The organism is Halomonas halocynthiae DSM 14573 (assembly GCF_000425725.1).
Lineage (GTDB): Bacteria > Pseudomonadota > Gammaproteobacteria > Pseudomonadales > Halomonadaceae > Halomonas > Halomonas halocynthiae.
In genome coordinates this window covers 103,590-116,232 of record NZ_KE384441.1, presented here as the reverse complement: position 1 = coordinate 116,232, position 12,643 = coordinate 103,590, and the positions used below count along the sequence as shown (strand labels likewise).

The window sequence follows — 12,643 nt, the reverse complement described above, 5'->3', positions numbered from 1 at the left end:
CAGATACCGAAAAGGGTCAGATCATAGGGTGACACAAGCACCTGGGGTTAAGAGGGAAGTAAAGAACAGAGTTATGGTGCAGAATTATTGGCACCATAGATCTTATTTAGCTTTATTATTTTCCAATAGCTCACGCCGTTGCGACCGAGCTGTTCTCAATTCTTTTGCTCGGTTATCAACCAATACATCTTGCACATACCGAATATGCTCACCAGCGAAGCGACGAGCATCATCAGGACGAGCATCCATAATAGCGCTGAATAGTGCACCATGCTGGCTCACAAGGCGTTCGCGAGTCTCACCCTGCAACTCATACATGCCACCAATATTGGTAACAACATTGTGCTTAAGCATATCAAACAGGCTACGCATGGTGTGTAGCAAAACGATGTTATGACTAGCTTCGGCAATGGCCATGTGAAAACTTGCATCGGCAGCCCCCTCCTCGGCTCGGGAACTGGAAGAGCCATAGCAGGCTTGTAGCGTGTCAAACGCCTTTTGCAGATGCTGACGGTCTACATCAGTGGCCCGCAATGCCGCATAGTAGGCGCAGTCCGCTTCCAGCGTGAGACGAAATTCCAGCAGATCCTTGTGTACTTCCGGCCGACTTTCTAGCAACACCAGTAGTGGGTCGGTAAAGCTCGATCCGAGCTTGTCGCTAACGTAATTACCTCCCCCTTGACGGCTAATCAGCAGCTCTTTAGCGATCAGTTTTTGCACAGCTTCCCGTAATGATGGCCGTGAAACCCCAAACTGCTCAGCAAGTACACGTTCAGCAGGTAATCGCTCGCCGGGCGTTAACACGCCCTCAAGAATCATGATTTCCAACTTCTCCACAATGGTGTCAGATAGCCGACGCCGGCGAATCTGTTGCGTTTCCATCTTAGTCACCCTCCCTGACTTTACCGTCTTTTTAGCGCCGCTATTTCTTGGTAAGACCAATCTAAGAAATTAACTTTTTACTTCTTATTATTCAATAACTTCATAAAAACACACAGACACAAATCGACTAAAGTTCACCCCCTTCAAATTGACAGTCTCTATGTTGATTTTCTACTCTCGACATTACGCCATGCAAATTGGTATTACCAATTTACAAATATCTGCCAATAACAAATATGAGAGCACTTTATGTCTACCGGCCTACTCGCCTTTTTTGCGTTCGTCCCTATCTTGCTTGCTGGCATTTTATTAATCGGGCTACGCTGGCCTGCGCGCCGAGCCATGCCGCTGGTGTACCTCTCCAGTGTGGGCATCGCTTTATTTGCCTGGGACATGAGTGCTAATCGAATACTCGCCTCCACCTTGCAAGGGTTAGTGGTGACCATAGGGCTGCTGTGGATCATTTTTGGTGCCATCTTACTGCTTAATACGCTGAAACACTCTGGCGCCATCACTGTCATTCGAGCCGGTTTCTCCAGCATCAGTCCAGACCGACGAATTCAGGCCATCATCATTGCCTGGCTATTTGGTTGCTTTATTGAGGGAGCTTCTGGATTTGGCACACCAGCCGCTATTGCTGCACCGCTGTTGGTAGCTATCGGCTTTCCAGCCATGGCAGCAGTATTAATGGGCATGCTGGTGCAAAGCACACCGGTGTCTTTCGGTGCTGTAGGCACACCAATTATTGTGGGCATTAACTCTGGGTTAGACCACGCCAGCATCGGTGCTCAACTATCTGCCAATGGCTCATCCTGGGATGCTTACCTGCAAATAATCACCAGCCAGGTAGCGATCATTCATGCGCTGGTGGGCACATTGATGCCGATGATCATGGTGATCATGCTGGTGCGTTTTTTTGGGGCAGGTAAAACCAAGCGTTGGACATCAGTGTTTGAAGTGCTGCCCTTCGCCTTATTTGCCGGAGCTTCGGTTACCGTACCTTACATGCTCGCTGGCATTTTTCTGGGGCCAGAGTTTCCTGCCCTAATAGGTGGCCTAGTTGGCCTTGCCGTGGCCACCACAACTGCTCGCATGGGCTTTTTAATACCCAAAAACAGTTGGGACTTCGCTGACCAGGCAGATTGGCCACAAGAATGGCTGGGTGCCATTGAGATGAAGCTTGACGAACTAACCAGCAATAAAATGAGCAGCTTTCGCGCTTGGTGCCCCTATTTGCTGGTGGCTCTGTTGTTAGTGATCAGCCGAGTGTTCCCGCAGGTCACTACATTGTTTAAATCGGTTTCGATAAGCTTCAACAACCTGCTGGGTGAAGCAGGTATCAACGCGAGTATTCAGCCGCTCTATCTGCCTGGCGGTATTTTAGTGATAGTGGTGCTGGCAACTTTCTTTCTGCACCGTATGAAGTTGAAAGAGCTGGGTGAGGCGGTTAAAGAATCCAGTGGCGTATTGCTCAGCGCAGGGTTTGTACTTTTATTCACCGTGCCCATGGTGCGTATTCTGATCAACTCTGGCGTTAACGCCGCCGACTTGCCTAGCATGCCGATCCTGATGGCTCGTTATGTTGCGGAGACAGTCGGCGGCATATACCCACTGGTGGCACCAACCATTGGTGCTTTAGGTGCCTTTCTCGCTGGCTCGAACACCATCTCTAACATGATGTTCAGTCAGTTCCAGTTCGGCGTGGCGACCAACCTGGGGCTTTCCAGCGCCCTGATCGTAGCGGCTCAGGCCATTGGTGCGGCAGCTGGTAATATGGTGGCTATTCACAATGTGGTGGCTGCCTCTGCCACCGTAGGACTACTGGGCCGTGAAGGCGCTATCCTGCGCCGTACCGTGTGGCCAACGCTGTATTACGTGCTGATGACCGGCATTATCGCGCTGTTTGCCGCTTATGTACTGGGCATCAGTGATCCGTTAATGGCTCGTTAACCACCTGACAGGGCATGTCTGATGATCATTTCCGCCTCTACCGATTACCGTGCATCTGCCAAGCGCCGATTGCCGCCATTTCTATTTCATTATATCGACGGCGGTGCCTACGCCGAACGTACACTCAAGCGTAATGTTGAGGACCTGTCAGATATCGCCCTGCGTCAACGGGTGCTGAATGACATGAGTGAGCTGGATCTTCGCACTGAGCTGTTTGATAACACCCTGTCGATGCCGGTGGGGTTGTCGCCCGTGGGCTTAACAGGCATGTATGCTCGCCGTGGTGAGGTACAGGCTGCTCGTGCCGCAAGCCATCATGGTATTCCGTTTACGCTGTCTACCGTGTCGGTGTGTGCTATTGAAGAAGTCGCCCCAGCCATCGACCAACCCATGTGGTTCCAGCTGTATGTGCTGAAAGATCGTGGCTTCATGCGCAACGCACTGGAACGGGCCAAGGCAGCAGGCGTAACCACCTTGGTATTCACCGTTGATATGCCGGTTCCAGGTGCCCGCTACCGCGATGCCCACTCAGGCATGAGCGGCCCCTTCGCGTCGAGCCGGCGCCTCTTGCAGGCCATGACCCACCCGCGCTGGGCATTGGATGTGGGGCTACTGGGAAAACCGCATGATCTGGGCAATATTTCCGCATACCGAGGTAACCCCACCGGCTTAGCAGACTATATGGGCTGGCTAGGCGACAACTTTGACCCATCCATTTCCTGGAAGGATCTGGAATGGATTCGCGAGTTCTGGGATGGCCCCATGCTGATCAAGGGCATCCTTGACCCAGATGACGCGCGTGACGCCGTCAGCTTTGGTGCCGACGGTATTGTTGTCTCTAACCACGGTGGCCGTCAGCTTGATGGCGTGCTTTCCAGTTGCCGGGCACTTCCTGCGGTAGCCGACGCCGTAAAAGGCGACATAAAAATATTGGTAGATTCAGGCATACGCACCGGCCTAGATGTATTGCGCATGCTGGCACTAGGAGCTGACTGCACCATGCTTGGGCGAGCGTATATTTATGCCCTGGCAGCCGACGGTGAAGCCGGTGTTAGCAATCTTCTAACACTGATTGAAAAAGAAATGCGCGTCGCCATGGTGCTGACTGGTGCCCGCACCATCAGCGACATCAATACTGATTTACTCGTACGTGAGTTAAAACAGGCCGCGCAGTAACGGCGTATCTGTCATTAACAACAGATAACCAGGGAGTCTGTTATGCGTTTACCTACCGATTTTGTCAGTGCTGTAAATCGGCTCATCCCAGCAGATCGTCGATTTGACGACCCGCTGTCAACACTCGCCTTCGGCACCGACGCCAGTTTTTACCGCCTGATTCCCAAACGGGTAGTACGGGTTACTACCGAAAGCGAAGTGGTGGCCTTACTCCAGCTTGCCGCTCAACATAAAGTGCCTGTGACCTTTCGGGCAGCAGGTACCAGCTTGTCTGGCCAAGCCATCAGCGACTCCCTGTTGATTGTTCTTGGTGATGGCTGGAATAGGCGAGACATTCTGGATGATGGCGACCGCATTCGACTTCAACCCGGCGTTATCGGCGCTCAAGCCAATACAGCACTAGCCCCGCTGGGGCGAAAGATTGGCCCCGATCCCGCGTCCATCAATGCCTGTAAAATCGGCGGCATTGTGGCTAACAACGCCAGCGGCATGTGTTGCGGTACCGCACAAAACAGCTACCAAACCCTTAGCGCCATGCGCTTAGTGCTGGCGGATGGTCAAGTAGTAGACAGCGAAGACCCACTTAGCGTAGCTGCGTTCACTTCCAGCCACGGTGAACTGCTGGAAAAACTGGCACAGCTGGGCCGCGATACCCGCGCCAACAGCGCGCTGGCAGAGCGGATTCGCTACAAATACCGAATGAAGAATACTACTGGGCTATCGCTGAACGCGCTGGTCGATTTTGACGACCCGATAGACATTCTGACTCACTTAATGGTTGGTTCAGAAGGCACGCTAGGCTTTATCAGCTCGGTAACTTACAACACCGTGCCTGAGTACCCTCATAAAGCCACTGCGTTGGTGGTATTTAGTGATGTGGAAAACTGCTGTCGGGCGGTACCGCTTTTGAAACAACAGCCAGTAGCAGCAGTAGAGCTACTGGACCGGCGCAGCATGCGCTCGGTGGAAAACCAGCCAGGCCTGCCCGACTGGATCAAACAACTCTCTGATGGCGCTTGCGCCTTGCTGATTGAGTCTCGCGCCTCTGGCCACTTGCTGCTGCAAGAACAGCTGGCACAAGTACGTGCTGTCTTAGCACCGTTTCACATAGAACAGCAGGTAGATTTTACTGAGGACGCGACGCTATCGGACCAGTTATGGGCCATCCGCAAAGGCACTTTTCCTGCCGTCGGCGCCGTTCGGCCTGTGGGTACTACGGTGATTATTGAAGACGTTACCTTTCCCATCGCGCAATTGGCAGAGGGCGTTAACCGTCTAATTGAACTGTTTGAAAAACACAGTTACCACGAGGCTATTCTGTTTGGCCACGCGTTAGAAGGGAACCTGCATTTTGTGTTCACACAGGGCTTTGACGACCCTGAACAAGTGGCCCGCTACGAGGCATTCATGAGCGACGTGGCACAGCTGGTAGCGGTGGAGTTTAACGGATCGCTGAAAGCTGAACACGGCACAGGTCGCAACATGGCACCCTTTGTGGAGCTGGAATGGGGCAGTGACGCCTACCAGCTAATGTGGAAGATAAAACACCTGCTGGACCCACACGGCATTCTGAACCCAGAGGTGGTGTTATCGGAAGATCCCGAAATTCACCTAAAAAACCTCAAACCCTTACCCGCCGCGAACGAGATTATCGATAAGTGCATCGAATGCGGCTTCTGCGAACCAGTATGCCCTTCGAACGGCCTGAGCCTAACGCCACGACAGCGCATTGTTATTTGGCGCGATATTCAAGCCAAAAAACGTGCAGGAATAGATGTTAGCGAGCTGGAGGCGGCGTACCAATACCAGGGAATAGATAGCTGCGCAGCCACCGGCCTGTGCGCTCAGCGCTGCCCTGTCGGTATTAATACCGGTGACCTGGTGCGTGAACTACGCGCCGACAAAGCAACCCACCATACTCGGGCCGACTGGCTGGCTGGGCATGTTGCCACCACACTCAAAGGTGCGCGCCTAGTGCTCAGTGCCGCCAATACCGCTAATCGCTTGCTGGGTGCTCCACGCTTGCAGCGCTGGGCCAACATGAGTCAACGGCTCAGTGGTGGGCGTATTCCCACGTGGACCCCTGCCACGCCACAACCGGTACGCTGGGTAACGCCGGCAACGCCCCAGCCTGCTGGAAACCCCCGAGTCGTTTATTTGCCAGCATGTATTTCGCACGTCATGGGCCCAGCACGCTCTGATACAGAACAGCAGCCCCTAGTCGAAAAAACCCGTCAACTCTTGGAAAAAGCAGGCTATGAGGTGATTTTTCCTACGGCCATGGAATCGCTCTGCTGTGGCCAGCCTTTTGCCTCCAAAGGGTATCCACAACAGGCGGAGGAAAAACGTCGTGAACTCCTGGCGGCGTTAACCATGGCGAGCAATAACGGCCGCTATCCTATCTATTGCGATACCAGCCCCTGCACCTTGCAGTTACTAAACGCGCCGGATAACGGCTTGGATATATATGATCCTGTGCGTTTTATTCGCAATCACCTGCTCGACCGACTAAGCATTACTCCCCAAAGCGACGCAATAGCAGTCCACGTCACCTGCAGCACCCAGCACTTAGGAGAGGGGCAGGCACTGATAGATATTGCCCGCCAATGCAGCACTAACGTAGTAATACCCGAAGATATACACTGTTGTGGCTTCGCTGGCGACAAAGGCTTCTCCCTTCCAGAGCTAAATGACCATGCCCTGCGCACCCTAAAACCGGCGGTACAACACTGTAGCGAAGGAGTATCTACCAGCCGCACCTGTGAGATAGGTCTAAGCAGCCACAGTGGTGTGGATTACCACAACTTAGTGTATTTGGTGGACAGGGTCACTCAACCGATGAAAGCGCCAAAACAATAACTGGAAGCTGATTCACAGACTATAACGTAATTATATGCCCACACAGCATTTCAGGTAACATGCCCGCTCAAATTTGCTCATCATTTACTAACAAGAGACCGCATGGACAACTCTCCCCGCGCGCGTCGCCCGCTTGCTGTTTGTGCCAACCGCAGTATTAGCCAGCTTGCCATTCTTGCTGCCTGCCTGAGTGACTACCAAGGTTTCACCGCAATGAAACCTTGGCATCGACCTGACGCCATCTTAGGCTGGGGCCGCAAGCCCACCAGCCGCAAGGCTCGGCAGCAAGCAAAAAGGCGAGACCTCCCCTATATCGCACTGGAAGACGGCTTCCTGCGCTCCTGGGGCCTCGGCGTCAGCGGCTATCAGCCCCACAGTCTGGTCGTAGACACGGTTGGCATTTACTACGATGCAACCCGCCCTTCAGAACTTGAGCAAGTCATCAGCAGCGCAACATTCTCTACACAAGAGTTAGAGCGCGCCAAAAACTGCATGGCGCTTTTACGCCATTATCGACTGTCGAAATACAATCACGCCCCAGAGCGCCCACTTCCCCATAGCCCTCGGCCCCAAGTATTGGTAGTGGATCAAACAGCTGGAGATGCTTCTATTAAATACGGCCTGGCCGATGCCGAGCGATTTCAACAAATGCTCGATGCCGCGCTAGAACAGCATCCCGACGCCGATATTTTAGTCAAGATTCATCCTGACGTCGTCTCCGGACACAAACAAGGCCACCTGCTGAAAGCAGCGCGAATGCACCCACGTTGCCAATTGATCGCCGAAGACATCAGCCCCTGGAGCCTATTTGATGCCGTAGATAGCGTACATGTTGTTACCAGTCAGCTTGGGTTCGAGGCGTTACTGGCCGGCTGCCAGGTAGTCTGTCACGGCATGCCTTTCTATGCTGGCTGGGGGTTAACTCAAGATCACGTCAGCTGCTCACGGCGTGGCGTAACACGCCGTTTAGACGAAGTATTTGCTGCCACCTACCTGCGTTACTGCCGCTACGCCAACCCCTATACCGGCCGAGCCAGCAGCCTAGAAGCCACCATAGACCTAATTAGCGACCAAAAACGCCGCTATACACAGCTGGCCGGGAACTGGCTTGGGGTAGGTTTTTCCCGCTGGAAACGCCGCTTTGTCGGAGACTTTTTAGGTGAACTGGCCCACTTGCGCCATCAAGCTCAGCCAGCGCAAGCCCTACCAACCCCGTCAGAAAAGCTACTGGTCTGGTCAAGTCAGCAGGACACCGTGAAACATTTGCCAGCAGCAGCTCGCGATACACCTGTCTGGCGGATGGAAGATGGCTTTATTCGCTCTGTCGGCCTTGGGGTAGACCTAGTCAAACCCCTTTCTCTTGTGGTGGACAGCTGCGGTATTCACTACGACCCTGAGCACCCCAGTGACCTGGAGCAGCTACTCGCCAATCATGATTTCCCTCCCCACCTGCTCGAACGAGCTAAACGCTTGCGGGAGCGCCTGGTTGAAAGCGGTCTGTCGAAATACAACATCAACAGCGCTGGCCACTCTCGACCACGTCGCCGTAACGATCAGCGAACCCTTTTAGTCATCGGCCAGGTCGAAACTGACGCCTCTGTGCGCCACGGTTCACCATGGTTCACGACTAACAGCGAACTACTGAGCCAAGCTCGTGCCGCGGCCCCTGACGCCTGGTTGATCTACAAACCTCACCCGGATGTGGTCAGCGGCGCCCGCCTGGGTAGTCTCGAAACCGACAGTGAAGCGCTGTATGATGAGTGCATTACTGATGTCAGCATTACCGACTTGCTGCTAGAGGCAGACGAGCTGCATACGCTATGCTCACTGGCTGGGTTTGAAGCCCTACTGCGCGGCTGTCATGTCGTTACTTACGGCACACCGTTTTATGCTGGATGGGGATTAACTGAAGAGCGCGGGCCATGCTGCCCAAGGCGCCAGCGAAAGCTTTCGCTCGACGAATTAGTCGCCGGATGCCTGATTCTCTACCCTCTCTACGTTGACCCGTATTCGCACCAAGTAGTCAATGCAGAAACCGTAACAGAGATGGTCATTCACAGCATGATGCAGAGCAACACGCAGCACACTTTGCGCCATCTACCCCACAGCCTTTACCGCTGGTATCGCAACACTTTTATCGGAAGACACTAGATGCACGCAGATGGACGCTCATTTTTACTGCTTCAGGGGCCTTGCACTACGTTCTTTCGACGCCTTGCTCAACACCTGGTTTGCCAAGGCCACCGTGTTCGCGTGCTCAACTTCAACGGAGGCGACTACGCCTTCCGACTGGGGCTGCCCTGCGATACGTTTCGCGGCAAGCTGTCGGACCTGCCGGCGTTTCTTGCCGATATCTGGCAGCGCTATGCCATTACCGATCAAGTCATGTTTGGTGACCGCCGTCCAGTGCATCGCCCTGCGATAGAGCATGCTGCCAGTCATGGCGTACGCACGCATGTTTTCGAAGAGGGCTACCTGCGCCCTCACTGGATCACACTGGAACGCGAGGGAGTCAATGGCCACTCCCTGCTGCCGCGCAATCCCGACTGGTTCACCGCGGCCGCCGAGCGCCTAGGGCCAACGCCCGCTATCCGCTTTCGCAGTTCATTCAAGGTACGAGCACTTAACGATGTGGCCTATCACCTGGCGGGCTTAGTCAACCCATTGGTTTGCCCTCACTATCGCAACCATGCGCCGGTGACGGCTCCTATGGAATATGCCGGTTACCTCAAGCGCTTTACCATGTTACGCCTGCGTTACCGTAAGCAGGCCGCCCAGCGCATCAATCAACTGGTCAATAGCAAAACACCTTATTTCGTACTACCGCTACAACTCAACGGTGATGCCCAGATACGCGACCACTCACGCTTCAAAGACATGCGTGATGTCATTTCTGATGTCATGACCTCTTTTGCCGCTCATGCTAAACCACAGGCTCAACTGGTCATCAAGAACCATCCGCTGGACATGGGGCTACTCGACTATGCTGGCTATATCCAGCGCAAAGCCATGGCACTGGGGCTTGAGCAGCGCGTAGTCTACCTGGAGTCTGGCGACTTAAACCAACTACTACCCAACGCGTCAGGCATGGTCACGGTCAACAGCACCGCTGGGTTAGTGGCGCTTGAGCATCGCTGCCCGACTCTGACTCTTAGCGACCCTATCTACGCCATCCATGGCTTGACCAGCAGCGCCACACTGAACGCGTTTTGGGAAGAAAACGAGCGCCCAGATGCCACCTTACTGCAAAGCTTTCTAACAACGCTGCGCTACTGCACTCAGGTCAATGGGGGATTTTATTGCAATACAGGTATGGACCTGGCCATCCGTAACAGTGCCACCCTATTGGAAGCTGATCGTTCGCCACTCGAGGAAATGCTGGCATGCCTACCCAACACCGCCTGATCCTGATTACCGGTGCTAGTGGTGCAATCGGCCAAGCCCTGGCGCTAGAGTACGCGCGTGCTGGCCACCACTTACTACTGCAGGGCCGACGCGCCGACGTGCTCAACGCCCTGGCTGAACAGTGTCGCCAATATGGTGCCCGTGCCGAACCTCAAATTGTTGATCTGACTGATATTGAGGCACGCCGCCATTGGCTTGAACAGCTACGTGGCGACGCCCTGCCCGACCTGGTCATCGCCAACGCTGGCATTAACATTTCCAATAACGGCGAAGGAGAGTCTCCCGCACATAGCCAACGTTTGCTTGAAGTCAACCTACAAGCTCCGATGATGCTGGCCAGCCAGCTAGCCCCAGCCATGCGTACCCGCGGCAGTGGGCAGCTCGTATTCATCAGCTCTCTAGCGGCGTGGTATGGCTTGCCGGTCACGCCGAGTTACTGTGCCAGCAAGGCCGGTATCAAAGCATATGGAGAGGCTCTGCGCGGTTGGCTAGCACCCTATGGCGTCGGTGTCAGCGTGGTCATGCCTGGCTATGTCAGCTCCCCCATGGCCGACGCCATGCTCGGCCCCAAGCCCTGGGAGTGGCACCCTGAGCGCGCCGCTCGAGCGATTCGCCGCGGTGTTGAGCGCAACCGGGCACGCATCAGCTTCCCTTTCCCACTGAATATCGGCAGCTGGTGCCTTGCCGTACTACCAGCGGCTATTTCCCAGCGACTGGTCATCTGGCTTGGCTATGGCAGTCAACTCAGCGACAGCAAACACCGTGGTAACCAACCATGATCAATTGGCTGTTAGCACTGGTGGCAGGCGCGCTGGTCAGCGTAGCCATGGAGCACCTCGTTCGCCCCGCTCCCTTACCCTTACGGCAGCGTCCAGTCGCTGCACTGCAAGTTCACCTGGCCAGCTGGCTGCTGCTCTACTCTGCCTTTCTTCTGGTGGTGCAGCGGCCATGGTTTGCCACTGCCTTTATCCTGTGCCTACAGCTCGTCCTGCTACAGACCAACCTGGCTAAGTGGCGCTCACTGAAAGAGCCTTTTCTGTATCAGGACTTCGAATACTTTGTTGACGCAGTGCGTCACCCGCGCCTTTATTTGCCGTTCTTCGGCATCTGGCTTGCCATTGGTGCCAGTCTGGCGGGCGCAGCAGCCATTGCTGCGTTTCTCTGGATTGAACCCTGGCTGATCGGCACCCTGGGTATGGCATTCTTTGCGGCGGGCATCGCCGCACAGATTACCGTGGGGCTGCTGCTTCTACTGCACGGGCTGAAATACCTACCTGCGGCGACTCTCGACCCAGTGCACGACCTGACACACCTTGGGCTCTACGGCTACATGTGGAGCTACGCCCGCCTGCAGCATCTGCCCATTGACACTCGGCACTCGCCCGCCGCATTTCAACACCCGCAAACTCAGAATGACGACGTCACATTGCCCGATGTCATCGCCGTGCAGAGTGAGTCGTTTTTTGACCCCCGCCGCTGGAGCCAGCACGTACACACCGGCGTACTGGCCCACTGGGACAAACTGACCAGCGAAAGCCTCGACCACGGCACTCTGGATGTGCCGGCCTGGGGCGCAAACACCGTGCGCACAGAAGCCGCCTTTCTTACCGGTCTGACGCCAAATGACCTGGGAGTGCATCGCTTCTCTCCGTATCGCCAGCTGGTCAAGCAAACCGTTCCCAGTCTGCTAACCATGGCCAAACAGCTGGGCTATCACACCGTAGTCATTCACCCTTACCCAGCCAGTTTCTACTTCCGTGACCGAGTCATGCCTGCGCTAGGTGCTGATGAGTTTATTGATATCAGCCATTTCACAGCAGAAGAGCGTGATGGCCAATACATCAGCGATGCCGCCGTGGCCCGCGTGCTGGACAGAATATTCGCCAAACAGGATGATCCGAAAAGCAATGAGCAGCGTAAAGCGAGCCATACAACAAAGCCGCTGTTCATCTATGTGATTACCATGGAAAACCACGGCCCACTGCACTTAGAGGACCGCCGAGCAGGAGATGAGCAGCGTTTAACCAGCGCTCACCAGTCACAGGCCAGTGCCGCGCATTACCATGACCTGCTGATCTACTTGCGCCATTTGAGTAATGCAGACCAAATGATTGATACACTACGCCAACAGCTAGAAGCTCGCCCCAATGGGGGGCTACTGTGCTGGTACGGTGACCATGTACCGATCATGCCGGCAACCTATGCCCTACTGGGCGAACCGGACGGCAAGACGGACTACTTGATATGGTCAACGCAAAAGTCAGGGAAAATAACGCCCCCTAGCCACCTAAGTGTGGATCAATTGGGGATTGAGCTGCTCAACGCTATCCTTGCACATAAAGCCCCCAACAACAGAGGCATGATGCCTTGA

Annotated in this window: 8 protein-coding genes; 7 read left to right on the top strand and 1 reads right to left on the bottom strand. The window is 54.6% G+C overall.

The genetic code is table 11. The features are described 5' to 3' along the window. Nucleotides 1-102: 102 nt before the first annotated feature. On the bottom strand, nucleotides 103-882 hold the full coding sequence (locus H616_RS0112335) for a GntR family transcriptional regulator (protein WP_027967639.1): 780 nt from the start codon (nucleotides 880-882) through the stop codon (nucleotides 103-105). 249 nt (nucleotides 883-1,131) lie between these two features. Between H616_RS0112335 and H616_RS0112330 the strand changes: the two genes are divergently transcribed. The 7 genes from H616_RS0112330 to H616_RS14970 all read left to right on the top strand — a co-directional run bounded on the left by H616_RS0112330 (nucleotide 1,132) and on the right by H616_RS14970 (nucleotide 12,643). Next, nucleotides 1,132-2,832 (top strand): L-lactate permease, encoded by a 1,701-nt coding sequence (locus H616_RS0112330; RefSeq protein WP_027967638.1) that lies wholly within the window; start codon nucleotides 1,132-1,134, stop codon nucleotides 2,830-2,832. A gap of 21 nt (nucleotides 2,833-2,853) precedes the next feature. Beyond that, nucleotides 2,854-4,008: an FMN-dependent L-lactate dehydrogenase LldD gene (lldD, locus tag H616_RS0112325; protein ID WP_027967637.1), complete on the top strand. Its 1,155-nt coding sequence runs from the start codon at nucleotides 2,854-2,856 to the stop codon at nucleotides 4,006-4,008. 42 nt (nucleotides 4,009-4,050) lie between these two features. After that, nucleotides 4,051-6,867: an FAD-binding and (Fe-S)-binding domain-containing protein gene (locus H616_RS0112320; protein ID WP_027967636.1), complete on the top strand. Its 2,817-nt coding sequence runs from the start codon at nucleotides 4,051-4,053 to the stop codon at nucleotides 6,865-6,867. 102 nt (nucleotides 6,868-6,969) lie between these two features. Further along, on the top strand, nucleotides 6,970-9,018 hold the full coding sequence (locus H616_RS0112315) for a capsular polysaccharide biosynthesis protein (protein ID WP_027967635.1): 2,049 nt from the start codon (nucleotides 6,970-6,972) through the stop codon (nucleotides 9,016-9,018). Then, nucleotides 9,019-10,272 carry a capsule biosynthesis protein gene (locus H616_RS0112310; RefSeq protein ID WP_027967634.1) on the top strand — a complete coding sequence of 418 codons (1,254 nt, stop codon included), beginning with the start codon at nucleotides 9,019-9,021 and terminating at the stop codon, nucleotides 10,270-10,272. It begins immediately after the preceding gene. After that, nucleotides 10,251-11,051 (top strand): SDR family NAD(P)-dependent oxidoreductase, encoded by an 801-nt coding sequence (locus H616_RS0112305; RefSeq protein ID WP_027967633.1) that lies wholly within the window; start codon nucleotides 10,251-10,253, stop codon nucleotides 11,049-11,051. Before H616_RS0112310 ends, H616_RS0112305 begins: the two co-directional genes overlap by 22 nt. Continuing rightward, a complete protein-coding gene (locus tag H616_RS14970) occupies nucleotides 11,048-12,643 on the top strand; it encodes an LTA synthase family protein (protein ID WP_035573192.1) in 1,596 nt (531 codons plus the stop codon). The genes H616_RS0112305 and H616_RS14970 overlap by 4 nt, the downstream gene beginning before the upstream one ends.

Bases quoted from the DNA above. Each gene is read 5' to 3' on its own strand.
- H616_RS0112335 (WP_027967639.1), bottom strand. From the start codon at position 882: ATGGAAACGCAACAGATTCGCCGGCGTCGGCTATCTGACACCATTGTG.
- H616_RS0112330 (WP_027967638.1), top strand. From the start codon at position 1,132: ATGTCTACCGGCCTACTCGCCTTTTTTGCGTTCGTCCCTATCTTGCTT.
- lldD (WP_027967637.1), top strand. From the start codon at position 2,854: ATGATCATTTCCGCCTCTACCGATTACCGTGCATCTGCCAAGCGCCGA.
- H616_RS0112320 (WP_027967636.1), top strand. From the start codon at position 4,051: ATGCGTTTACCTACCGATTTTGTCAGTGCTGTAAATCGGCTCATCCCA.
- H616_RS0112315 (WP_027967635.1), top strand. From the start codon at position 6,970: ATGGACAACTCTCCCCGCGCGCGTCGCCCGCTTGCTGTTTGTGCCAAC.
- H616_RS0112310 (WP_027967634.1), top strand. From the start codon at position 9,019: ATGCACGCAGATGGACGCTCATTTTTACTGCTTCAGGGGCCTTGCACT.
- H616_RS0112305 (WP_027967633.1), top strand. From the start codon at position 10,251: ATGCCTACCCAACACCGCCTGATCCTGATTACCGGTGCTAGTGGTGCA.
- H616_RS14970 (WP_035573192.1), top strand. From the start codon at position 11,048: ATGATCAATTGGCTGTTAGCACTGGTGGCAGGCGCGCTGGTCAGCGTA.